Origin of the sequence: Burkholderia paludis, assembly GCF_000732615.1 — a bacterium.
GTDB lineage: Bacteria > Pseudomonadota > Gammaproteobacteria > Burkholderiales > Burkholderiaceae > Burkholderia > Burkholderia paludis.
This window is the reverse complement of the sequence record NZ_JPGL01000044.1, coordinates 62,572-86,593: the sequence shown is the minus strand read 5'-3', so window position 1 is coordinate 86,593 and position 24,022 is coordinate 62,572. Positions and strand designations below refer to the sequence as shown.

The window sequence follows — 24,022 nt, the reverse complement described above, 5'->3', positions numbered from 1 at the left end:
TCGCTGTCCACCGGCCTCAGCTCGACCAACAGCACCGTCACGTCGTTGTCGACTTCCACGTCGACCGGCTTGTCATCGGCCAACAGCTCGGTTTCGTCGCTCTCCACGTCGACCTCGACCGGTATCGGTTCGCTGTCCACCGGCCTCAGCTCGACCAACAGCACCATCACGTCGTTGTCGACTTCCACGTCGACCGGCTTGTCGTCGGCCAACAGTGCGATCTCGTCGCTGTCGACCTCGACCTCGACCGGTATCAGCTCGCTGTCCACTGGCCTCAGCTCGACCAACAGCACCGTCACGTCGTTGTCGACTTCCACGTCGACCGGCCTGTCGTCGGCCAATAGCTCGATCACCTCGCTGTCCACGTCGACTTCGACCGGCATCAGTTCACTGTCCACCGGCCTGAGCTCGACTGACAGCACCGTGACGTCGCTGTCGACTTCCACGTCAACCGGCCTCTCCTCGGCCAATAGCTCGATCACCTCGCTGTCCACGTCGACTTCGACCGGCATCAGCTCGCTGTCCACCGGCCTGAGCTCGACTGACAGCACCGTGACGTCGCTGTCGACTTCCACGTCAACCGGCCTCTCCTCGGCCAACAGCTCGATCACCTCGCTGTCCACGTCGACTTCGACCGGCATCAGTTCGCTCTCCACCGGCCTCAGCTCGACCGACAGCAACGTGGCCTCGCTGTCGACGTCCACGTCGACCGGCCTGTCGTCGGCCAACAGCTCGGTTTCGTCTCTGTCGACCTCGACCTCGACCGGCATCAGTTCGCTCTCCACCGGCCTCAGCTCGACCGATAGCACCGTGACGTCGCTGTCGACCTCCACGTCGACCGGCCTCTCGTCGGCCAACAGCTCGATTACCTCACTGTCCACGTCGACTTCGACCGGCATCAGCTCGCTCTCCACTGGCCTCAGCTCGACCGATAGCACCGTGACCTCGCTGTCGACTTCCACGTCGACCGGCCTGTCGTCGGCCAACAGCGCGATCTCGTCGCTGTCCACGTCGACTTCGACGGGCATCAGCTCGCTGTCCACCGGCCTGAGCTCGACCGACAGCACCGTCACTTCGCTGTCGACCTCCACGTCGACTGGCCTCTCGTCGGCCACCAGCTCGATCACCTCGCTGTCGACTTCGACTTCGACCGGCATCAGCTCGCTCTCTACCGGCCTTAGCTCGACCGATAGCACCGTGACCTCACTGTCGACCTCCACGTCGACCGGCCTGTCGTCGGCCAACAGCTCGATCACCTCGCTGTCGACTTCGACCTCGACCGGCATCGGCTCGCTGTCCACTGGCCTCAGCTCGACCGATAGCACCGTCACTTCGCTGTCGACCTCCACGTCGACCGGCCTCTCGTCGGCCAACAGCTCGATCACCTCGCTGTCGACTTCGACTTCGACCGGCATCAGCTCGCTCTCTACCGGCCTTAGCTCGACCGATAGCACCGTGACCTCACTGTCGACCTCCACGTCGACCGGCCTGTCGTCGGCCAACAGCTCGATCACCTCGCTGTCGACTTCGACCTCGACCGGCATCGGCTCGCTGTCCACTGGCCTCAGCTCGACCGATAGCACCGTCACTTCGCTGTCGACCTCCACGTCGACCGGCCTCTCGTCGGCCAACAGCTCGATCACCTCGCTGTCGACTTCGACTTCGACCGGCATCAGCTCGCTCTCTACCGGCCTTAGCTCGACCGATAGCACCGTGACCTCACTGTCGACCTCCACGTCGACCGGCCTGTCGTCGGCCAACAGCTCGATCACCTCGCTGTCGACTTCGACCTCGACCGGCATCGGCTCGCTGTCCACTGGCCTCAGCTCGACCGATAGCAGCGTGACGTCGCTGTCGACCTCCACGTCGACCGGCTTGTCGTCGGCCAACAGCTCGATCTCGTCGCTGTCGACCTCGACCTCGACCGGCATCAGCTCGTTGTCCACCGGCCTGAGCTCGACCGACAGCACCGTCACTTCGCTGTCGACTTCCACGTCGACCGGCTTGTCGTCGGCCAATAGCTCGATCACCTCACTCTCCACATCGACCTCGACCAGCATCAATTCGCTGTCCACCGGCCTCAGCTCGACCGACAGCAGCGTCACTTCGCTGTCGACCTCCACGTCGACCGGCCTGTCGTCGGCCAGCAGCTCGCTCACCTCGTTGTCCACATCGACCTCGACCGGTATCAGCTCGCTGTCCACCGGTCTCAGCTCGACCGACAGCACCGTGACCTCGCTGTCGACCTCCACGTCGACCGGCCTCTCGTCCGCTAACAGCTCGCTCACCTCGCTGTCCACGTCGACCTCGACCGGCATCAGCTCGCTCTCCACTGGCCTCAGCTCGACCGATAGCAGCGTCACTTCGCTGTCGACCTCCACGTCGACCGGCTTGTCGTCGGCCAACAGCTCGATCACATCGTTGTCTACCTCGACCTCGACCGGCCTCTCGTCGGCCAACAGCTCGATCAGTTCGCTGTCGACTTCGACGTCGACCGGCCTGTCTTCCGCCACCAGCTCGATCACGTCGCTGTCGACCTCGGCCTCGACCGGCATCAGCTCGCTGTCCACCGGCCTGTCGTCGACCGACAGTACGATCCTGTCGCTGTCCACGTCGACGTCGACCGGCATCGGCTCGTTGTCCACCGGACTCAGCACGACGAACAGCAACGTGGCCTCGCTGTCCACGTCGACCTCGACCGCGATCAACGCCTCGAAGACGCACTACTACAGCGTCAACGACAACGGCACGCAGCAGGCCAACTACAACAACGACGGCGCAACCGGCATCAACGCTCTCGCGGCAGGTACGAACGCCAGCGCGGCAGGCGCCAGCAGCGTCGCGGTCGGCGACGGCTCGAACGCGCAGACGGCAGGCGCGGTCGCGATCGGCCAGAACGCCTCGGCTACGGGCGGCAACGCCGTGTCGATCGGCGCCGGCAACACCGCGAGCGGCGACGGCGCAGTCGCGATCGGCGACCCGAGCATCGCGACGGGCACCGGCGCGGTGGCGCTGGGCGCGAACGACACGGCGACCGGCAACGGCGCGGTGGCGCTCGGCAACGCGAACACCGCGAACGGCGCGAGCGCGCTCGCCCTCGGCAATTCGAGCCAGGCCATCGCGGACAACACGATCGCGCTGGGCAACGCCGCCACCGCGAACGCCACGGGCGCACTGGCCTTCGGCGCGGGCGCTACCGCGAACCTTGCCAACTCCGTTGCGCTGGGCGCGGGCTCGATCACCGGCGCGGCAAACCCGACGTCGAGCACCACGATCGGCGGCGTCACGTACTTCTTCGCGGGCAGCTCGCCGACGAGCGTCGTCAGCGTGGGCGCGCCGGGCCAGGAACGCCAGGTCACGAACGTCGCTGCCGGCCAGGTTTCGGCCACTAGCACGGACGCGGTCAACGGCAGCCAGCTCAACGCGACGAATCAGGCGGTGAACAGCCTGTCGACGTCGACCGCGGCGAATGTCTCGTCGCTGTCGACCGGCATCAGCTCGCTGTCCACCAGCCTGAATGCGACCAACAGCAACGTGGCCTCGCTGTCCACCTCGACCTCGACCGCGATCAGTTCGTTGTCGACCGGCGTCGGCTCGCTGTCTACCGGCCTGAGCACGACGAACAGCAACGTGGCCTCGCTGTCCACGTCGACCTCGACCGGCATCAGCTCGCTGTCCACCGGCCTCAGCTCGACGAACAGCAACGTGGCCTCGCTGTCGAGCGGCGTGTCGAACATCAGCACCACGGTGAACCAGTTGTCGACGACGATCAACAACAACACCATTCGTTCGGCGAACAACAACGGGATCGCGGCCGACATGAACGGCACCGGCAGCGACGTGCCGAAGGTCACCGCCGGCTCGAACTCGGTGGCGATCGGCGCAAACTCGAACGACGGCGGCCGTTCAAACGTGGTGTCGGTCGGCAGCGACACGCAGCAGCGCCAGATCACGAACGTCGCGCCGGGTACGCAAGGCACGGATGCGGTCAACCTGAACCAGCTCAACACGGTTCAGTCGACGATGTCGACGGCGTTGTCGGGTCAGCAGGCGCAGATCAACTCGCTGGGTTCGCAACTGCAGCAGACCAACCAGATGGCGATCGAAGGTATCGCGGCCGTCGGCGCGATGGCATCGATCCCGCAACTGGATCGCGACGCCAACTTCGGGATGGGCGTCGGCACATCGACCTTCCTCGGCCAGAAGGCGATGGCGGTCAACATGCAGGCGCGCATCACGGAGAACCTGAAGGCGTCGATCAACGGCGGCTTCAGCGGCGGTCAGCGGGTGATCGGCGCCGGCATGCTGTATCAGTGGAAATAATCTGCGCCACCAACCGGACACGCTCCCGCGTTCCGGTTCGTCGCGCCGGCTGGTTGCCAGTCGGCGCGACGGGCTCTCCCAAAGAATGCATTGAGGATACATCCATGAACAAACTCACCTGTCTGGCCGCGCTTTCGGTCATGTCTCTCGTCGCGTGCTCGACGACGTCCGGCCCGACCTTCAGCGCATCCGAACTGCAGCCGCGCGACGGCGTGCGCACGTTCGAAGTGAGCTGTCACGGCGTGCTGTCGGGCCCGCAGACCTGCATGAAGGCCGCTCGCAAGATTTGCGGCGACCAGCCGGTACGTATCGTCGATTCCGCAAACGCGATACGCCAGAACGCCGATCCCGCATCGCTGGTGTTTCAATGCGGCGCCGCGCCCGCCCCGGTCGCTCCGCCGCCCTCCGAACCGGCGCCCGTGCCACCCGCCCCGCCCGTCACGATCGAGCACATCAACCTGTCGACGGATGCGCTGTTCGCGACTGCTCAGGCGACGCTGGCACCCGCCGCCCGTGCGTCCCTCGACACGCTTCTGAACGAGCGGACCGCCCGCACGTACTCCCTGGTAACGGTCACCGGTTACACCGACTCCGTCGGCGGTAATGCGTACAACCTGGCGTTGTCGAAACGACGTGCCGATGCCGTCGCCAATTATCTGAGGGCACACGGACAGAAGACGGCAGCGTGGTCGGTTTCAGGTCGTGGCAAGGCCGATCCGATCGCCGTCAACACAACGGCCCAAGGCCGCGCCCGCAACCGCCGCGTCGAAATTTCGCTGCGCGCCGACTGACGGATCGATCCGCGAAAGCGTGCGTCGACGATTCGATGTCGGCACGCGCATCGTGCGAGCAACCAACACGGGAGTGATTGCCCATGCTGGTCGCTCGCGTCTCTTGAACGACATGCCATCGTCCAGATTATTTTTCCCTACGTGACCTGTTCATTGCAGCATCCTTTCGGCAGATCAGGATTGAACAATCATGCGATCGATGCTGCGGGACAGTCGCGCGCTGCGCAGCCTGGAATTGTCTGTTTTCATGAAAAACTCATCGAGCCCCAAGATCAATCAACTGGCCTTAATGGATACGTTCGCTCGGATCGTAGAGACGGGAAGCTTCACCGACGCCGCCAGGCAATTGAACTCGAGCCAGCCCACCGTCAGTCGTCAGCTTCAGATTCTGGAAGCGCATCTTGGCGTACCGCTCATCAATCGAACCACGCACGGAATGGATGTAACCGAAACCGGCCGGCGATATTACGAGTACGTTCGATATCTGATCAACGACTTGATGGATTTTGAAGAACTGGTGAGAAGCGAAAAAAATATCGCTCACGGGGTCTTGCGTGTATCGGCTCCGAGTGGATTCGAAAAGAATATCATCACTCAAATCTCTGCCAGGTACCTCGAAGCCTGCCCCAGGGTCACGCTCGAGTGGCAAACCAATGAAAATCCGGTCAGGTTCTACGAGAACGCCATCGACTGCGCAATTTCCACTTCCGCCCCTGAAAGCTTCAACGCCGTCTTTGAAACCATCGGATATGTCAAGCGATTCATCGTCGCCACGCCTGAGTTCATCGAACGGCAATCGGGGAATTTCGCCCAGAGCGACCACATCGCCGCGCCTCCCTGGATCGCCTGCTCACCGCACTACCGTAACGAAATCGAATTGTTCGGAAAGGATGGAAAGGCAATCGATATCAAGATAAATCCGATATGTACCGTCGATCATCCGATCGCCGCCAAAAAACTGGCCAAGTCGCATATCGGCATCGCTCTCCTGCCCGAGCTGATGATATGCGACGCCCTCGAAAGCGGGGAGTTGATCAGGATTTTTCCGGACTTCGAGGGATGCCCCATTCCGTTAAATATCATCTACAAGGAAGGAAGCCAGAATCTCGCGAAAATGAAGGAATTCATTTCGATTGCGAAGCGGATCATCCATGACATGATTACCCCGATCGATTGATGCTACGCAAGCCTCGATGCCGGTGATATCGCTCGGGGCTTGCTGCCTGCGGTGACCTCGTTGCACCTTCGAAGCCGTGCGGATTCAACGCGTCGATGCAACACACTTGAAGCCGCATAGCAGCGAGGGCACTGTCAAGTTGTCGGAGAGAACTGAACGCTTCTGCACGAACGGCGGACACGCGCTCGTCGAGTTCGGTGCGGAGATCAGCGAGCAGCTCGATGTCATCCCCGAGCAGCGTCGTGTGATCCAGCACCCGCGCGTCAAATACGCGTGGCATAAATCGCCCCAAGGCGGGCACTGAACCGCCGAAGCTGACCGGCCGGGAAGCGGTCGCTCGGGATCGACCTTGACCGCACCAAGCTGAGCGGACATGCGGTCGGTCCCGATTTCAGCGCTTGCGCTCTGGCGTTATGCCGCTGGAACGGCCGCTCCCACCTGCTGGTACACCGCCGTCTCGAAGCCAATGAGTGTCTCGACGACGGGCATGTCAAAGAAGGGCAGCAGTTGCGTCATTAGCACAGCACCGATGCCCTTCGAGTGGTCGATCCAATAGTAGGAATTGAAGACGCCGGCCCAGTCGGCCGTGCCGTTGCCGCGCATGCCCGGCACGTCGTCGAGCGTGAGGTGGAAGCCCAGACCCCAGCCCTGCGGCACCGGTGCCGCGGGCACGTCGTTCGACAGTCCGGGCAGCGTGGACTTCATCAGCTCGGGTAGCTTGATCGGCCCGAGGTGGTTCTGCAGCGCCATCTGCACGGTTGCCGGTTCGAGGGTGCCGGCACCGTCGTTGAGCCATGCCTGCAAGAAGCGGCCATAGTCCTGCACCGTACCGTACGACCCGTGGCCGGCAGCGTCCCATTCGGAGGTCGGCGGCAGATCGAGGGCTGAAGGCGCGAGCGTGCCGTCGGCCTGGCGCTGCATCACGCGCATCAGCCGGCCGCGCTGTTCGGCGCTAGGGGTAAATGTCGAGTCGTTCATTCCCAGCGGCCCGTACACATGCTCCTTGAGGTAGCTGCCCAAACTCTGCCCCGACAGCTTCTCGACAATGAGCCCGAGCCAATCGGTGCTGGCGCCGTACTCCCAGGCGGTGCCTGGGTCGTTCACGAGTGGCGCTGAAAGACTGCGCTTCAGCCCCGTGAGAGGGTGGGGCTCACCCGTCAGCTCGTGGTAGCGCAACAGCTTTTCGTTGAGGAAGAAGTAGCCGAGGCCGGCCGTGTGGGTCATCAGTTGGCGCACGGTGGCCCTGCTGGCAGGAGGGCGCAAGCAGGGCTTGCCGCCGTCGAAACCTTCCAGCACTTGCAACTGACCGAATTCCGGCAGAATCGATTCGACGGTGGCATCGAGGCTCAGCAACCCCTTCTCGACAAACTGCAGAGCCGCCGTGGTGGCAACGGCCTTCGTCATCGAGGCGTTGCGGAACATCGTCTGGCGGCCAGCCTCACCGACGGCGTGATGGAACAGCGGCCCGCTGCGGTCAACTACCACTGCTGCAATGCCGTGAACAACGCCCTTCGACACAGCGTCGTCCAGCAGCGCCTTGATGGCAGAACCGTCAAAAGTCATGTTGTCTCCTACGTTCGTGATTAGGAATCCGTACGCGAAACCACTTCTGGTACGGAGAGGTGGCCTCGCCCGTTCCGACAGGTTTTCGACATTTTTTAGAGGAATGTCCGCGGCAGTCATGCTGCCGATTTGATCGCAGGAAGCGTCGCGAGGTACTCCTCATCCGGCGTGCGATCCGCCAGGCTCGAATGGGGCCGTTTGCGGTTATACAGCTCGATGTATTCGCCGATGGAGCACCTGGCGCCTTTTCCATCCATCGACATCAGCCACTACCTGATGCACCGGTACAACTGGATACGGCCACACCAGTTCCATGACGGACTGGCGCCGGCGGTTGCGGAAGAAAAACATGACGCAGTGTCCGGGATTAGTTGACCACTACACTTCGGCATGCTGATAGTACAGCGCAAAGAGATTCGCACCCGCCGGCAACGGCGTATAGTCCCCCGCGTCGATACTGATTGCCGAAGCCAATGTCGGGAAAGCAGCCGCCATCGCAAGCGCAGCCAGCTTCCAGGCGCGTGGGCCGCGGAACAAGCGCGCAACGCGAAGCGCTCGAATACCTGCCTGGTTTTTCTTCAAGTTCGCCTCCTAGATAACCGTCGGCCCCATGAGTTATCCGCTCATGAAAGTCTAGGATTCTTTATTATTTTATTTCGTCGTTCAGTGCAGACGTTGCGTCAACGCGTGCAAATATTCCCTGCACCGCGCGCTTTCCGATTGCACATGACGGAGGCGTCGCATCACGCCGGTTCCGATGCATTTCGACAGCTCATCCGGTAAACGCCGGGGCTGCATCCGAAGCGCATCATGTCCGAAAAGCCGCACATGACTGCCAGCTCCAGCAGATTGCGGTTCGTGTCGGCCGGATCCAGAAGCGCCCGTCTGCTCGCCTGCAGTCGATATTCCTGGATCAACCTGAGGTGTCTGGCTAGTCGCCGCCAGTGCGCCATAAAGCGTACGTCTCGATACGTTCAGTGCATGGACAAGCCGGTCCGGCGTCAGGTCGGGATCGCTATAGTGATGCGCGAGATAGATTTCAGCGTTCATCCGCAGGGACGCACTTCGCGCGCCGGCCCGGTTGAGCGAGTCGCCGGCCTCGCGGCGAACGACGGAATCGAGCCACATCAACGTCGCCTGCTCGAAACCGAACAGGCTTTCCGGGTCGTCCGGCACCTGCCCGTCCATCAGATACTGGATGGACTGCAACGCGAGGTGCGCATTGCCGACCGTGCGGCGTACTTGCGTATCCGCCCGATCGACGAACCACCGCCACATCGTGCGGCTCCTCGCGGCGCCCGGCGTTCGACCATATTCATACGAAAATACATAATCCAGATAACAGATTTTCACCCAAGGAATTTAAGAAACAAAAATATTGGGACATCAGCTATTTATTGCCCACCAAGCTCTCTTGATGTACTTTAACCAGACACCCACTGAATCGAGAATACCAGTCACGCAAATAAGTTATTTGAATATCAGTCATTCAAATAATAATTGATCGAAACCGGCCACTGGCCCCGCAAGCGTCTGACAAATGTCATGTTTCGCCCGGACACCAGGACTACCCAAGGCGCGACCGCATCGACACCGAACGAATATCGGAAGATGAACATGAACATTCTTATCTTGAGCTCCCGCCCGGATATCTCCAGCGCCATAGCCGCTCAATTTCAATACGACTCCGCGCGAATCTTCACCGTGCCGTCCCTGAGCAAATCAAGGCCGATACTCAGAAGGACAAAAATCGACTGCGTCATCGTGACCGACTGGGTCGCCGATGTCATGCTCGAGGACTTCCGGCACAGTCTGACGGAAGCAATCGAGTACAAGCCGATGCTCGTGCATGCGCGATCGATTTCAAACCATGGCGGCGGTCATTGCTACTGCGGCCTCGACGATTGCATTCCGACCCCGGGTGAAGTATCCGCAAGAACCGCATTTTCAGACATCCCCCCGGAAGTCGTCGCCCGAAACATCATCTCGACCCACTCCGACTGGCGAAAGAAACGCATGCCGCTGAAAGTGAACGGTTATCATTTCATGCCGGATTGCAATCGTGTCGACTACAACCAGACCACCATCCGCTTGCGTCAAAAGGAATTTGATCTGGCCTACCTGATCTTCAAATTCCACACGGAAGTCGTGACTCACGATGAAATTCTGGAATTTCTGTGGCCGAATGACAAGACAAAAACATTGCGCAATATCGTACCTCACATGTCGACGATCAGACGCAAATTGCATCTAAACGCGGATCACGGGTTGGTCATAAGGTCGATTTATGGAGAAGGATATCGGCTCGAGGATTCTTCAGAAATAAATCTGGAAGAAGCTGTTCACCTCGATTAATCCGGCAAGGAGCGTCAACAAGCACAACCTCGGATCTTCATGTCGAGCGTGAGAATCTGCTTCCGGTGATCGGGCTTACCGCAACAGGAAAGTCGCTGGCCCGTTACAAGGCCTTGGCCTATTCCCACCTTCTGCCAGTTACGAACTACGTCGGCATTGTCACGTTGCCGGACGGGTATCGCAGGATGTTGGATGAAGAAGACCCGAGCGCCAGATCACGACCAACCGTTTCCGGCGGCAGTCATCAGCCTGGCTGTGCGTCGGCATTCCCGTCTCCGACCGGGTCTGCGCGATACCGAAGAACTGTTGGTCGACACGGAGCATGTGTTCGTCGAGGCCAGCGCCAAGAACCGGGCGGCAAGCAGCCATCAGCCCACCCGTGAACGCGCGCGGCACATGCAAGGATTTCCGCCCCGAAGCCCACTCGGGCTTTCCTCGCGAGCGTCGGATCGCCCCGTCAGCATTTCGCCCTGAAGCCGCATCTGCCGCGCGCCTGCCTCCATCGCAAACACCTTGCCGCGCGTTTGTCGACATGGCGTGGCCTCGGCAGCATGGAGCAGCCGGCTGCTTTCACGCTCCTTGCGAACAGACTCCGTTAACGTGACAGCGTCCTGTTTTGCACTCTTCTTGCAGGTGAATTTTGGCAAGCCGAAAATAACGCACTACCATTTCTCGAATGACATCACGGAAATCGACGGCGCTTTACCTTTTCTTCAATTGCCTCTTATCAGGAATTAATGCACGAACTGGTCGATCCACTCATTCGAACAGGATTGGATAATGAGCGACTCACGCTGTGCCTTGGGACTAACACTCGACTTCACGCTCGGAGACGAATCGGGTTGCCGTCGCGTCCGTCCTGCACCGACAAGCCATTTCGCAGATCGACAGGGACCAAGCGCGCTCGTTCCAGGCATCGTCATGCAACCACTGTAACTCTATCGTGGTCAAATCGGCGCCCTCGCCCCGCACGACAGCCTCTCGCGATTCGTTTTTGCAGATTCCGAGGTGAATGTGGATCCAACTGCCGACGTTCGACCTATCGAGGCGAAACCTGTATGTCGAACGACGATCTCTCGAGCGTCCTCACATCATTCCATCGACTCATGAAGATATTGATTGTCGACGATCATCCGATCTTGCGGGCGGGTGTCGCGAAGCTGCTTCAGCAGGCTGGTGAAAACATGGTTGTCATACAGTCGAGCAGCGCGGACGAAGCCATGCGGTTGCTCGATCAGCACCTGGATCTTGATGTCGTGCTCCTTGACCTGACACTGAAAGGGATAGACGGTCGCGAGGCGATTGCCGAGTTCGGGAAAATTCGCCCCGAATTGCCGATCGTCGTCCTTTCCGCGTCAGAGAGCCTGCGGGACGTGCGGGACGCATTCGCACACGGCGCACTGGGTTACGTGCCCAAGACGTCGGGCTTGCAAACGCTGCTGGCGGCGATAAAAATGGCGCTGGATGGAGAGCGCTATGTTCCCTCCGTCATTCTTGATCATCAAGTTTTGCAAGACTCCAGCATGGTTCGCGGCCAGCCATCGGCGCGCATGACCGTATCGCTGACGCAACGCCAGATCGAAGTATTGCGCTATGTGGCCGATGGCGTGCCCAACAAGGTCATCGCGGACAAGATGAGCCTCTCCGAAAAAACCGTCAAGGCGCACATCACATCGATCTTCAGGGCATTGAACGTGATCAATCGCACTCAGGCTGCGGCTGCGGGCCGGAAGGCCGGGCTCATTTGACACCGCGAGATTGCAAACTGGCTGCTGCGTCCGACCGGCAAGCATCGGACCCGGTGCTTCGGGCTGTATATCGACGCGCGGCGTCGTGCTCGCCGACGGTGCGCCACGACAGCCAAGGCTCGCCGTACGCGTCATGAACACTGCGTCGAGTAACGGAAATATCGGCGTACGGCCAGGAAACCGATGCTCGCGATCAAGCGATTGCGTCCTCTTCATCCCGACATCCTGCGATACCCGCGCGTCAACGTGACAACGCCGCAGCGATTTCAGCACAATGGCATCGCCATTCGATCGTTGCCCCTAGAACGCCTCGTCAGCCGGCTCCATCAGGCTGGCCGGACTTGCCTGCACGAGTGCCAGTTGATAGTCGATCTCCGGATGCATCCGGGCGAAGTAGTATCGTGCGGTGGCCAGCTTCGTGCGGTAGAAATCGTCGTCATGCCCGCATTTTGCAAGCGCGACCCTCGCCATCTGAGCCCAAAGGTAGGCAAAGAGCAGGTGACCGATGACGCGCGTGTAATGCACGGCGGCGGCACCGGCAAATTCCGGATCGCGCCGTTGACCGTCGAGAATCGCCGACGTGCCCCGCCGCGCCTTGTCGATTGCCGCAAGCAAGGGGGTGGAAAATTCGTTCATGGCCGGCGCGGCTCGACTGTTTTCCACGAAGCCTTCGATATCCGCCAGGAGCAGGTCGAGACTGGCTCCGCCATCCACGGCGATTTTGCGATTCACGAGATCAAGCGCCTGGATCGCATTGGTGCCTTCATAGATCGAACTGATGCGTGCGTCCCGGACATATTGCTCGATTCCGGTTTCGACGATATAGCCATGCCCGCCGAACACCTGCATCCCCAGGTTCGTGCTTTCGAACGCGTTGTCGCTCACGAATGCCTTGGCAATCGGCGTCAACAGCGGGATCAACCGCGCGGCCGCGGCACGGCGCGTCTCGTCGGCATCCGATTGTTCGTGGTCGGCCAGCACGGCCAGCCAGGCCGTCAGCGCGCGGCCGCCCTCGGTGTATGCGCGCTGGGTCAACAGCATGCGCCGCACGTCCGGATGAACGATGATCGGATCCGCTGCCGCGGCTGGCAGCCTGGGACCTGACGCACTGCGCGACTGGAGCCGCTCCTTCGCGTATCCGGATGCCTGCTGGTACACGAACTCGCTGAGGCCGACCGTCTGGGTGGCAACGACGAGTCGCGACGCGTTCATCATCACGAACATCGCATTCAATCCTCGGCCGCGCTCCCCGACCAGCCAGCCACGTGCGCCATCGAAGTTCATCACGCATGTCGCGTTGCCGTGGATGCCCATCTTCTCCTCGAGCGCGCCGCACTGTACCGCGTTTCGCTCGATCGGCTCGCCACGGTCGTTCACCAGGAATTTCGGCACGAGAAACAACGAGATCCCCCTCGATCCGGCCGGTGCATCGGGTAGCCGCGCGAGAACGAGATGCAGAATGTTGTCGGTCAGATCCTGGTCGCCGCCCGAAATGAAGATCTTCGTTCCGGTGATGCGATAAGACCCGTCCGCTGCAAGTTCCGCACGGGTTCCGAGCAACCCGAGATCGGAGCCGCAATGCGCTTCGGTCAGGCACATCGTGCCCGACCATGCTCCCGACACGAGTTTCGGCAAGTACAACCGCTTGAGTTCCGCATTGCCGTGCTCGAACAGACAACTGCCCGCGCCATGTGACAATATCGGGTAGGCGCCCCACGCCTGGTTGCACGCACAAATCATCTCGGTGACGGCATTGCCGACCACATGCGGCAGCGCCTGCCCGCCGAACTCGGCCGGGCCGGTGAGCGCCGGCCACCCGCCCTCGACATATTGCCGATACGCTTCCGGGTACCCTGCCGGTGTCCTGACGCTACCGTTCGCGTCCCGTGTACACCCTTCCCGATCGCCGGGCAGGTTCAGGGGCTGCAACACGTCGCGGCTGAATTTTCCGGCCGCCTCGATGACCTGGTCGACGGTGCCGGCATCCAGGTCGCTGTGCCGCGGCATTGCCGAGAAGCGGCTTTAGACATTCAGCAGTTCATGCAGCAGGAATTGCATATCACGGACTGGCGGTCTGTACTTGATCATTCTTTTTCCCGGATCGTTATCGATGACATGCCGCGTTCACGGGCGCAATGCGCGGCGCAGCACTTTGCCGACAGGCGACTTCGGCAACGCGTCGACGAACTGGAACTGCCGAGGCACCTTGTATGCCGTCAGGTGCTCGCGCGCGAAGCGCTCCAGAACCTCTCCGGTGAGCCCGCTGTCGCGCGATACCACGAACACCTTGAGCGCTTCGCCGGTTTTTTCGTCCGGAACACCGATGCATGCGCATTCGACGACCTCGTGGTGCAGGCTGATGACGGCCTCGATCTCGTTCGGGTAGACGTTGAAACCCGACACCAGCACGACATCCTTCTTGCGATCGACAATGGACAGGAATCCGGATTGATCAAGAACGCCGATATCGCCGGTCCGAAGATAGCCGTCTGCAGTAAACGCATCGCGGGTTTCATCCGGCCGATTCCAGTAACCGCTCATGACCTGCGGGCCTTGGACGGTGATTTCGCCCGGGGCACCGATCGGCACCTCTCTGTCCGCACCGTCCAGCAGTTTGATATCGGTCGACGGGAACGGCACGCCGACGCTGTCCCTGCGCTCGAATGCTTGCGGCGGTGTACCGCACACGCTGGGGGATGCCTCGGTCAATCCGTACGCGCCGAGCAGATGACAACCGGTCAATTCCTGCCATCTCTTTGCCACGGTGCTCTCGATCTGCGCACCCGCGCCGATCGTTTGCCGCAGGCAACTGAAGTCGAGGGCCCGAAACGGTTCGTATTCGAGCAACGCATTGAACAAGGTGTTCACACCGAGCAGATACGCGAAGCGGTACTCCCGAAATTCGCGCACGAGGTGCGCCAGATCACGCGGGTTCGGTATGTACACGTTCTTGCGCATCGTCGCGATCGAGAAAAAGCAGCCTACCGCCAGCCCCATGATGTGGTAGATCGGCAGGACGGTCACCACGCACTCGTCACCTCGGGTGAAGCCGATCCCGAACCAATCGCACATGATCAGGGTGTTGGCGACGATGTTCCGATGCGTCAGGACGGCCGCCTTGCTTTTCCCGGTCGTACCGCCCGTGTACTGCAGGAACGCATTCATGTCCAGATCGACGACGGCGTCGACATGGGCTGACGCGCCACCTTTCAGAAGCGCGTCGACGAACCGGCTCCCCACGCGCGCAGCCTGCGGCTCGGCTGCCGCGACGGACGGCGCGGCATGCCGCCCGATCTTGCTCAGCAACGGCATTTCATCGGCCGCCGCGACGACGACCTTGTACGGTCGACCTTCGATGTCGACCGGCAGCACGTCGAGCGCCGATTCGACGGCGACCAGCAGGCTCGCGCCACTGTCCTTCAGGTTGAAAAGCACCTCGCGAGCCGTATAGAACGGATTCAGGTTCACCAGTGTCAGGCCGGCCCGCAGCGCACCGAACACGGTGACAGGATAGTGAAGCAGGTTCGGCAGCATGACCGCGACGCGATCGCCGACGTGCAGCCCCTCGACATTCACCAGATAGCTGGCAAATGCGCGACTCAGCGTATCCAGCTCCCGATAGCTCAGTGTCGAGCCATGACATACCACCGCGGTTTCGTCCGGACGCGCGTCGACGGCCCGAACGAGAAAATCCACGGCCGAACGATAGCCTTCCAGGTCGATTTCGAAAGGGACACCTTCCTGGTAGTGCCGCTGCCAAATCCTCTCCATGCTTCTCGTCCCCTGACTGAGTTCATTCACTCGGGCCGCGAACCGGCGGCAACCCGTGGCGACTGCCTGCCATCCGGATGTCGGGCCGGTCGCGTGCCCGATATGCCGATGCGTCGGCGCCCGGACCGGGCGCGCGAGCGCGCGTCAATCGAAATTCAATGCATCGCGCACGAAGTCGAGCCGGTCCTGACCGAAGAACATCTGCGTACCGACGAACATCGTCGGTGTGCCGAACAGCCCTCGAGCGACGGCTGCCTCGGTTTCCGCCTTCAGCCTTTCCTTGACGGCCGGATCCTGGACGATCCCGGCGATCAGTCGATAATCGAGATCGCCATCCTGCAGCACCTTCTGCAACGTATCCGGGTCGCCAAGATTCTGCGGCTGCGCCCACATCGCGCGGAATATCACGTCGACATATCGCTGGAACAACGCTTCGTCGCGCATCTGCAAGCCGGTCGCGCCGCGCATGAGCGTCAGCGTGTTGATGGGAAAATGCGGATTGTGTTCATAGCGGACGCCGTACTTGCGTGCGAACCGCTGGAGATCCTCCAGCATCCATGCCGACTTGGCGGGGATCATCGCCGGCGACGCATTGTTCGTCGCCTTGTGGATGGCCCCCAGCAGAACCGGCTTGAATACGAGTTCTGCCTGATGGTCGGCGGCAATCGCGGGAAGCTGGGTCCACGCGAGATAGGCGGTCGGGCTGCCGAAATCGAAGTAGAATTCGATGCGCTTTTCCATTGAAATACCTTTAGTCATGCTGATTTATTGAAGGGAAGATTCACCACGTTTCGCGCCACGGCCGCAGATCCAGCTCGTGCGTCCACGCATCGCGCGGCTGCGTATGCAGATACCAGTAGTTCTCGGCGATGTGGTCCGGGTTGAGGATTCCGTCTTCCGCCTTCGTGGCGTAACGCTCCGGGAAGTTCTCCCGAATGAATTCGGTATCGATCGCACCGTCTACCACGACATGTGCAACGTGAATGTTCTTCGGCCCCAACTCGCGCGCCATGCTCTGGGCGAGTGCACGTAGTGCGTGCTTTGCGCCGGCGAATGCCGCGAAATTGGCGGATCCGCGCATCGCGGCAGTAGCGCCGGTGAAGATGATCGTGCCCCGCGCCCTTCCGACCATCCGCTTCGCCACTTCGCGACCGAACAGAAAGCCGCCGAAACAGGCCATTTCCCAGATCTTGTAATACTTGCGCGCCGTTTCCTCGAGGATACTGCACGGGACGTTTGCACCGATGTTGAAGACCATGACCTCGATCTGACCGATCTCCTGTTCGATCCTCGACACGACATCGATCACGTCTTCCTCCTTGCGCGCATCGGATCCGAATCCGACCGCGACGCCCCCTTCGGCCTCGATCTGCCGGATCAACGGCTCGAGCTTGTCGGCCTGGCGACGCACCACGCAGGCAACCAGGCCTTCGCGCGCAAAGCGCCGGGCGATTGCGCCACCGGTAGCGTCTCCGGCTCCGATGATGAGTGCCGCACGTCGGCCCTTGGTGCTCTCGTTGCTCATCTCTTCCTCCTATAAATAAACGACCGTTCATTTATAGGGCGGGACATTTGCTTTGCATAGTCCTTGATTACCCTGATGCGAACGGTTGCCTGTGACGAGGCCGTCAAGCGGCCCGAAAAGGGCTTCACCCGCGTGCTACCATCGGCCGGCCTGCAGCCGAGTCAGCTCCTGCATACCCGGTCCGCCGGCATCCGCTCTGACGCTCCGACGCGCTGTGATCCGGGTCGCTCGGGACTTGAATGGGCGATGGGTGACGGCTATCCTGATCTTGAAATCCCTTACCACCAGTGGACCCCGGCGACCATGCGCTACTCAAGTACCCACAAGGAAGAAACCCGCCGGAAGTTGCTCGCGCAAAGCCGCGCCATCGCGAAGCGCGGCGGCTTCGCGACAACGGGTATCGATGCGTTGATGGCGTCGATCGGGCTGAGCGGGGGCGCCTTCTACAACCACTTCGCGTCGAAGCAGGCGCTCTTCGAGGCACTGGTCAGCGAAGAGGTCGAGCAGAGCGCGGAGATGCTGGCGGGTGACGATTCATCTCCCCCCGATCATGTCGCACGCTGCCTGCGAAACTACCTGAGTTCCGTTCATGCGCTGCATCCGGAGAATGGCTGCGTTTTGCCTACGCTCGGACCGGAGATCGCGCGTGCAGAGCCGGCCGTTCGGGAAGTCGTGGAGGCGGCGCTCAAGCGCACGCAAAAGAGCTGGAGCAGTCGCACCGGCGATTCCGACGCAGCATGGGCCCTCATTGCGCAATGCGTCGGTGCGCTGGTGCTCGCACGCTCGGTGGAATCGGAACGTACGCGCAAGGAAATTCTCGCGGCCAGCCGGCGGTTCCTCGCCGAGGCGTTGTCGATCGATTCGTTGCGCTGACCGACAGCCATTCGTACCGAATCGCAGCGGCTCGCCGCTCATCCGATCATGCTTCCGAGGCGTCCCTGAATCAGGCGAACGCTGTCGCTCATGATGCGGTCGATCAGTTCCCTGACGGTTGGAATATCGTGGATCAGGCCGGCGACCATCCCGCAGCTCCACGCGCCGGCGTCCAGTTCGCCCTCGACCATCACTTTCGGGTAAATGCCGGCAACCTGGTCGAGAATGTCCTCGAATTTCAGCGCATCGCCCCGCTCCCGCTCGATCTCGATCAGCCGATCGACTCCCGCGTTTCTCAGCACGCGTTCCGTGTTCTTCAGGCTGCGCATGACCAGCCGGGTATCGCGCTCCGTCGCGGCCACGATGGCCTGCTTCACGTTCTCGTGAACCGGCGCTTCCTTCGTCGCAACGAATCGCGTCCCCATATTGATGCCGTCGGCGCCCATCGCGAGCGCCGCAACGAGGCTGCGGGCGTCGGCCATGCCGCCCGACGCGACGAACGGAATCGCAAGTTCGTCCGCAGCGCGCGGCAGCAGAATCATGTTCGGCACGTCGTCCTCGCCCGGATGGCCCCCGCATTCGAAGCCGTCGACGCTCACCGCGTCGCAACCGATCTTTTCCGCCTTCAACGCGTGACGGACGGACGTGCACTTGTGAATCACCTTGATACCGGCCGCCTTGAATGCCGGCATGTACTGCTCCGGGCTGCGCCCGGCGGTTTCGACGATCCGGACGCCGCCCTCCGCAATCGCCGCGATGTACTCCGGATACGGCGGCGACGAAAGCGTCGGCAGGAACGTGACATTCACGCCGAACGGTTTGTCGGTCATGTCGCGACACCGCGCAATTTCCTTCGCCAGCAGCTCCGGCGTCTTTTGCGTCAGCGCCGTGATGAACCCGAGCCCGCCCGCATTCGACACGGCGGCCACGAGTTCGGCCAATCCGACGTAATGCATCCCGCCCTGGATGATCGGGTGTTCGATGCCGAACAGCTCGGTAATACGCGTCTTCATAGATGTCTCCACGATGCCGAAAGGTGCGGCAGCTTCAAGCGACGACCAGCAGGCCGGTCGCGCGCACGCCGCCGCCGGCCCATGTCGTCATGCAACGGATCCTTTCGCCCTGATTCACCCGTTCGAATCATGCGCAACTCACGGGCGACAGGTCGGACGCAGTCCGGGCATCCGCTTTAATGAACGATCGTTCTTTTATCGGACGTTATGCGAAAGCAATCGTCGTGTCAAGCCGGACAGTCACCGGATCCGTGCGAAATCCGGCGAGGGCATTGGCACGTTGCCGAGGGGGTATCGCAGGACGTCGGGATGAAGAAGACGAAGTCGCTTTAACGCGCTCATCGGCTTCCGGCGGCGCTCGTCCGACTGACCGTGCGCGGGCATGTCCGTTTCCAGCCGAATCAGCGCGACATCGAGGAACCGCTGTTCGAGCGCGGTGTGGTCGTGAGCTGCGAGACGAGCCGGATCTTCCTAACGTGGCGCGGATGCGCGCGACGCGTCCCGTTCCACGCGAAGATGCTCAAGCTCGCCCGCGACGCGCTCGACCACATCGCTCCACTGCCCAGGTTCCGATTGCCGGAACAGGCGCGCGCCCGGATACCACGGCGAATCGTCCCGGTCCGCGAGCCAGCGCCAGCAGCCGTCGAAGCGCGACAGGATCCAGACCGGCTTGCCCAGCGCACCCGCCACATGGGCCACCGACGTGTCGACGGTAATCACGAGATCCAGATGGGAGATGATCGCCGCCGTGTCCGCGAAGTCGCGCACGAGCGCCATCGGATCGGCGGGACGCAGCGGCGGCGGCAGCGTGTCGAGCTGCCGGCGGGTCGTCTCGCCCTTCTGCAGGCTCACGAAACTCACGCCCGGCATCCGCAGCAGCGGCAGATACGCGCTCGCCGGCAGCGAGCGCCGGCGGTCCGTCGCGTGCGCCTGCGGCTGGTCGGGCCGCGGATCGCCGGCCCAGACCAGCCCGACCTTCAGGCCCGCCGCGGGCACGCTGTCGCGCCACCGCTCGGCGAGCGCCGCGGGCACGTGCAGATACGGCGTCGTCGCGGGTATCGTGTCGAGCGTCGTTCCGCAGCGCAACGGCAGGCTCATGATCAGGCAGGCGTAGTCGTGCGCCGGAAGCGCCGCCGCTTCGTCGAGCGCGACGCAACGATCCACCCCGTCGACCGTCGCGATCAGGCGCGTCAACGCGGCCGGACACACCACGGTCAGCGTCGACACGCCACGCCGCTTGAGCAGCGGCAGATAGCGCGCGAACTGCACGACGTCGCCCAGCCCCTGCTCGGGCCAGACGACCAGCGATTTTCCGTCGAGAGGCTCGCCCTGCCACAGCGGCGCCGGCAGGCTCGCGAGCACGCCGCTCGCCGCGGCGTCGCCCCAGTGCGCGGACGGCTGCAGGCGCGCTTCGTAATGCCGCCATCCGTCTTCGTACCGCCCCATCGCCAGCAGCACCAGGCTCAGGTTGAAGACGGTCGGCGCGCGATCGTGATCGATCGTCAGCGCGTGTCTCAGCGCGGCGGCGGCCTCGTCGAGCCGGCCGGCGTCATGCAGCAGGCGGCCCAGGTTGTTCCACACCTCCGCGAACGACGGATCGTTTGCGAGCACGTCGCGGTAACACGCTTCGGCTTCGCCGTATCGCTGCTGCTCGAACAGCACGTTGCCGAGATTGCCTCGCGCGTCGCGATAGCCCGGTTGCAGCGAAACCGCGCGCCGCAGGCAATGCTCGGCCTCCGGCAGCCGCCCGCGCCGCTGCAGCAATGCGCCGAGAAGATTGAGCGTCGCGGCGTCGTCCGGCGCGTGCACGAGCGCCTCCCGATAGTGCCGCTCCGCTTCGTCGGGTCGCCCAAGCTCCTGAAGCAGCGTCGCCAGATCGGCATGCGTCGCGGCATCGCCGGGGCGGGCGATCACGGCATCGTGAAACGCGCGTTCGGCTTCCGCGCGGCGGCCCGTCGCGTGCAGCAGCAAGCCGAGCCTGCGCAGCACCGGACCATGGCCGGGATCCAGCGCCAATACGCGGCGATAGCAGGCCTCCGCTTCGTCGAAGCGCTTGCCGTCGTGCAGCAGCAGGCCGAGATTGCAGCAGGCGTCCACGCTGTCCGGGCGAATCCCGACGGCCCGTCGGTAACAATGCTCGGCCTCGCCCGCCCGACCTTCCGCTTCGAGAATGACGCCGAGATTGCTCAGCGCTTCCGCGTGATCGGGGTGCAGCGCAAGCACTGCGCGGTAGTGCCGCGCGGCGTCCGCCGCCAGTCCGGCGTGATGCGCGGCGACGCCGGCTGAAAATTCCGCGTTGGCCGCGGCGATGCGTTGCGCGTCATCGCCCGTGACGTTGGGTTGGCTCATGTTCGGCTTGATGGGTGGCGCTTCGCGACGACTGCCGGTTCATCCAGTCCGGAAGCCCGTTCCGGAACCCGCGCGGCCTGCCGGAAACCGGCGGTGGCCGGAATTTCGTGCCGGAACGACGGCGCTGCCGCCCTGCCGGGCGCGCAGCCGCCTCGCCCGGCCACAAAGGCAGGATGCCCGATCATTATCCCGGCACGGCGCAAAAATGCCATCCCCCGGCGCCATTGTTAAATAGCTTGAATGACCGCCAACGGAGCAACAATTTGCCGTACCATCCGCCCGTCATCCTGCCTGATGCCGACCAAGGTCGACCGACCTCGGGCCACGGCCATGGCTTGTTACCGTCGGGCGTCCGAAGCGGGCACCGATTTCATCCGAACACCAGGACCGATCATGTTCCAGTCCCCGGGAGATTCATTCGTCAGCGGTTCGCTGCTGGGCCTGTGCGTCGAGGTGCCGCTCGCCGCGCTCGTATCGCTGGCGATGCACGGCGTCGACTGGAACGGGCAACGCATCGCGATGCTCGTCGCCACGCCGGTCCTGATCGCCTGCATCGCCCTGCTCACCCGGCCGGTGGCATTCAGCACGGTCTGGAAGCACAAGCGCTCGCCGTTCGTGCTCGACGACAACGTGCGCGCGTCGATCTACGGCCGGCTCTGCGGAATCGCGCTCGGGCTGGTATTCGGCATCATGGTCGCGACGACGTTCTCCTGAGCCGGTCGATCCCGCTTGCCCGGCGCGCCCCGCGCCGGGTATGACACGCTGCTCATGCACGGGCGCTTGAGCAAGTGCGAATGCACCCGCCCACCTCACCCGGCGATCGTCCCGCCGATCCCGGTCACGCGGCCACCAGCGCGTTGAACGACGTATCCCAGAACGGCGCGACCGTGGCCGGCCCATCCAGCACGCCGATCCGCGCGAACACGTCCGCGACCTGCTGATGTTGCGCCACCACGTCGGGCGTTACCGGCAACAGCGCATAGTCCTCGCTGCGCTGGTCGAACATCGCGACGAGATCGGCCACCGGCACGCGCGTTTCGCGATTCTGCGCGAGCGCATAGTCGCGGAAGTGCCCGTTCGCCCACGCATACGCGCGCCGGAACCGCAGCAGCAGATCGCCCGTCGCCGCCCGACGGCGCGCGTCGTCGAGCGTGCGCGGGTTCGCATACACCGGAAAATTGCCCGACAGATAGCCCTTGCCCGTCTTCAGCACGCGGGCGCCGTAGCGATTGCGCGCAAGCTGGCCGTTGTAGCCGTAGATCGCCCACGCATCGATATCGCCGCGATCGTACGCCGACAGCCCGTCGGTCGGCGACAGGTTGATCGGCTGGATGTCGTCGAAACCCAGACCGGCCTCCACGAGCTGGCGATACAGGAAATAGTGCGACGTCGTCGCACGCACATAGCCGACCCGCTTGCCCTTCAGGTCCGCAATGCTGCGGATCGGCGTGTCCTTGCGCGCAAGCGTGACCTGGTTGTTCAGATCCTCGCGCACGCGCGAGATGAACCGGACACTGGCTTTCTGGCGTGCGGCGAACACCGCCGGAATTTCGCTGCCCGAACCGATATCGAGCGCATCCGCGTTGAGCGCCTCGATGTGCAGCACGCCGTTGTTCAGCTCGCGCCAGTCGATCCGGTAAGGCGTGTCGGCCAGCCCGGCCGCCTGCAGCAGCGCGCGCCAGCCGCCCTTGTAGGTTGCGACGCGCAGCGTCGTGCCCGCGAGATCGGCGCTGACCGGCGGCGCGGCGGCAAACGCGGCGTTCACGGCGAGCGGGGCCGCCACGGCCGCGGCGCCGGCGAGCAGCAGGCGGCGGCGTGCCGCCGAAATTGACGACATCGGATACTCCTGTCGGTCGATCGGGTGGAAGACGGAAACCGTCGCGTCAGTGCAGCGCGGGAAACCCGTGGCGCTCGGTCAGCAGCTCGAGGATGCGGCGTGCGTCGGTCACGAAGCGCACGTCGCCAAGGGTCTGTGCATCGTCCGGCGCCGGCTGGTCGCGGCCGAGCACGAGGACCGGCAGCCCCTGGTGCGCGTCGTCGAGTGCGTCGATCACCGCGTGCCGCGGCCGCTCGAAGCCGACGCGCTTCACATCGATGCGGCCGGCGCGATCGGGCGCGCTCGCCAGCAGCCCTTCGATCGACAATCCATGCGGGCAGACGAAGCGTTGCCCCGGATGCTTCGGATCGGTAAAGCCCGGTTCCAGCAGAAACAGCACATCGCGACTCATGTCAAACGGCTCCCGTGTTCGTTGTTCAGCCGGGACGCATGCGCGCGGCGCGCCCTCGTGCTCCCGGATCAGGCCGGCCCGCGGCCGGATGCCCGACTGTACCGTCACGCCTCGCACGGCCCTACCAACGTTTTGCGGAATCGATATTCGGGCGCGCGTAGCGCATCGTCCGCCTGCCGCACAGCGGGCGTTGCATAAAAACATCGCGCGATGCATCGCGGATCGTGCGCATATCGAACGAATTCATCGAACGATATGACCACGCCAACACGTTTCAGGCGTCCGGCGTTCGCCGGGCGTGCGATG

19 protein-coding genes and 3 pseudogenes are annotated in these 24,022 nt (G+C 62.7%); 9 read left to right on the top strand and 13 right to left on the bottom strand.

Annotated features, from left to right (window positions below; all coding sequences use genetic code 11):
* Window positions 1–1,544 (bottom strand): hypothetical protein (locus GQ56_RS47250; protein WP_407638603.1); only part of this gene is annotated, 1,544 nt, incomplete at its 3' end.
* A 40-nt stretch (window positions 1,545–1,584) separates the two neighbouring features.
* Here GQ56_RS47250 and GQ56_RS47245 point away from each other — a divergent pair.
* From GQ56_RS47245 to GQ56_RS41835, 4 genes and pseudogenes are all read left to right on the top strand, one after another.
* Window positions 1,585–4,323, top strand: a pseudogene (locus GQ56_RS47245) (YadA family autotransporter adhesin); the annotation flags it as partial.
* 104 nt (window positions 4,324–4,427) lie between these two features.
* Entirely contained in the window at window positions 4,428–5,114 is a 687-nt protein-coding gene (locus tag GQ56_RS0124860; protein WP_031401214.1) for an OmpA family protein, read from the top strand.
* A gap of 190 nt (window positions 5,115–5,304) precedes the next feature.
* Entirely contained in the window at window positions 5,305–6,291 is a 987-nt protein-coding gene (locus GQ56_RS0124855; RefSeq protein WP_081894967.1) for a LysR family transcriptional regulator, read from the top strand.
* A 151-nt stretch (window positions 6,292–6,442) separates the two neighbouring features.
* Window positions 6,443–6,565, top strand: a pseudogene (locus GQ56_RS41835) (IS66 family transposase zinc-finger binding domain-containing protein); the annotation flags it as partial.
* A gap of 137 nt (window positions 6,566–6,702) precedes the next feature.
* Here GQ56_RS41835 and GQ56_RS0124845 read toward each other — a convergent pair.
* From GQ56_RS0124845 to GQ56_RS41820, 4 genes are all read right to left on the bottom strand, one after another.
* A complete protein-coding gene (locus GQ56_RS0124845; RefSeq protein WP_031401211.1) occupies window positions 6,703–7,854 on the bottom strand; it encodes a serine hydrolase domain-containing protein in 1,152 nt (383 codons plus the stop codon).
* A gap of 116 nt (window positions 7,855–7,970) precedes the next feature.
* On the bottom strand, window positions 7,971–8,111 hold the full coding sequence (locus GQ56_RS47240) for an integrase core domain-containing protein (RefSeq protein ID WP_160257577.1): 141 nt from the start codon (window positions 8,109–8,111) through the stop codon (window positions 7,971–7,973).
* Window positions 8,112–8,232: 121 nt separating this feature from the next.
* The gene (locus GQ56_RS46655; RefSeq protein WP_235212756.1) at window positions 8,233–8,436 is read right to left on the bottom strand and encodes a hypothetical protein; all 204 of its coding nucleotides are present in this window, start codon (window positions 8,434–8,436) and stop codon (window positions 8,233–8,235) included.
* An 81-nt stretch (window positions 8,437–8,517) separates the two neighbouring features.
* The gene (locus GQ56_RS41820; RefSeq protein WP_235212755.1) at window positions 8,518–9,132 is read right to left on the bottom strand and encodes a hypothetical protein; all 615 of its coding nucleotides are present in this window, start codon (window positions 9,130–9,132) and stop codon (window positions 8,518–8,520) included.
* 339 nt (window positions 9,133–9,471) lie between these two features.
* On the opposite strand from GQ56_RS41820, the gene GQ56_RS40230 reads away from it, so the two are divergent.
* The 3 genes from GQ56_RS40230 (at window position 9,472) to GQ56_RS0124820 (ending at window position 11,957) form a co-directional block, all read left to right on the top strand.
* Window positions 9,472–10,209 carry a winged helix-turn-helix domain-containing protein gene (locus GQ56_RS40230; RefSeq protein WP_161788575.1) on the top strand — a complete coding sequence of 246 codons (738 nt, stop codon included), beginning with the start codon at window positions 9,472–9,474 and terminating at the stop codon, window positions 10,207–10,209.
* 192 nt (window positions 10,210–10,401) lie between these two features.
* Window positions 10,402–10,683, top strand: a complete 282-nt coding sequence (locus GQ56_RS47235) for a hypothetical protein (protein ID WP_152601844.1) — start codon at window positions 10,402–10,404, stop codon at window positions 10,681–10,683.
* Between the two features lie 584 nt (window positions 10,684–11,267).
* On the top strand, window positions 11,268–11,957 hold the full coding sequence (locus GQ56_RS0124820; RefSeq protein ID WP_235212754.1) for a response regulator: 690 nt from the start codon (window positions 11,268–11,270) through the stop codon (window positions 11,955–11,957).
* 300 nt (window positions 11,958–12,257) lie between these two features.
* Here GQ56_RS0124820 and GQ56_RS39540 read toward each other — a convergent pair.
* The 4 genes and pseudogenes from GQ56_RS39540 to GQ56_RS0124800 all read right to left on the bottom strand — a co-directional run bounded on the left by GQ56_RS39540 (window position 12,258) and on the right by GQ56_RS0124800 (window position 17,253).
* A pseudogene (locus GQ56_RS39540) lies at window positions 12,258–14,045 on the bottom strand (acyl-CoA dehydrogenase C-terminal domain-containing protein).
* A 36-nt stretch (window positions 14,046–14,081) separates the two neighbouring features.
* Window positions 14,082–15,728: an AMP-binding protein gene (locus GQ56_RS0124810; protein ID WP_031401207.1), complete on the bottom strand. Its 1,647-nt coding sequence runs from the start codon at window positions 15,726–15,728 to the stop codon at window positions 14,082–14,084.
* Window positions 15,729–15,872: 144 nt separating this feature from the next.
* Window positions 15,873–16,469, bottom strand: a complete 597-nt coding sequence (locus GQ56_RS0124805; RefSeq protein ID WP_031401206.1) for a 2-hydroxychromene-2-carboxylate isomerase — start codon at window positions 16,467–16,469, stop codon at window positions 15,873–15,875.
* 40 nt (window positions 16,470–16,509) lie between these two features.
* Window positions 16,510–17,253, bottom strand: coding sequence for an SDR family oxidoreductase (locus GQ56_RS0124800; protein ID WP_031401205.1), 744 nt, complete (start codon window positions 17,251–17,253; stop codon window positions 16,510–16,512).
* Window positions 17,254–17,316: 63 nt separating this feature from the next.
* On the opposite strand from GQ56_RS0124800, the gene GQ56_RS0124795 reads away from it, so the two are divergent.
* Window positions 17,317–18,126 carry a TetR/AcrR family transcriptional regulator gene (locus tag GQ56_RS0124795; RefSeq protein WP_235212753.1) on the top strand — a complete coding sequence of 270 codons (810 nt, stop codon included), beginning with the start codon at window positions 17,317–17,319 and terminating at the stop codon, window positions 18,124–18,126.
* A 38-nt stretch (window positions 18,127–18,164) separates the two neighbouring features.
* Here the strand turns inward: GQ56_RS0124795 and GQ56_RS0124790 are convergent, their stop codons facing one another.
* The gene (locus tag GQ56_RS0124790; protein WP_031401203.1) at window positions 18,165–19,139 is read right to left on the bottom strand and encodes an NAD(P)H-dependent flavin oxidoreductase; all 975 of its coding nucleotides are present in this window, start codon (window positions 19,137–19,139) and stop codon (window positions 18,165–18,167) included.
* Window positions 19,140–19,610: 471 nt separating this feature from the next.
* Window positions 19,611–21,488, bottom strand: coding sequence for a tetratricopeptide repeat protein (locus GQ56_RS0124780; protein ID WP_052007325.1), 1,878 nt, complete (start codon window positions 21,486–21,488; stop codon window positions 19,611–19,613).
* A 393-nt stretch (window positions 21,489–21,881) separates the two neighbouring features.
* Between GQ56_RS0124780 and GQ56_RS0124775 the strand changes: the two genes are divergently transcribed.
* The gene (locus tag GQ56_RS0124775) at window positions 21,882–22,202 is read left to right on the top strand and encodes a hypothetical protein (RefSeq protein WP_031401201.1); all 321 of its coding nucleotides are present in this window, start codon (window positions 21,882–21,884) and stop codon (window positions 22,200–22,202) included.
* A 124-nt stretch (window positions 22,203–22,326) separates the two neighbouring features.
* Here GQ56_RS0124775 and GQ56_RS0124770 read toward each other — a convergent pair whose 3' ends face one another.
* Both GQ56_RS0124770 and GQ56_RS0124765 read right to left on the bottom strand, forming a co-directional pair.
* A complete protein-coding gene (locus GQ56_RS0124770) occupies window positions 22,327–23,325 on the bottom strand; it encodes an ABC transporter substrate-binding protein (protein ID WP_031401200.1) in 999 nt (332 codons plus the stop codon).
* 46 nt (window positions 23,326–23,371) lie between these two features.
* Window positions 23,372–23,716, bottom strand: a complete 345-nt coding sequence (locus GQ56_RS0124765) for a DUF3088 domain-containing protein (RefSeq protein WP_031401199.1) — start codon at window positions 23,714–23,716, stop codon at window positions 23,372–23,374.
* Window positions 23,717–24,022 lie beyond the last annotated feature (306 nt).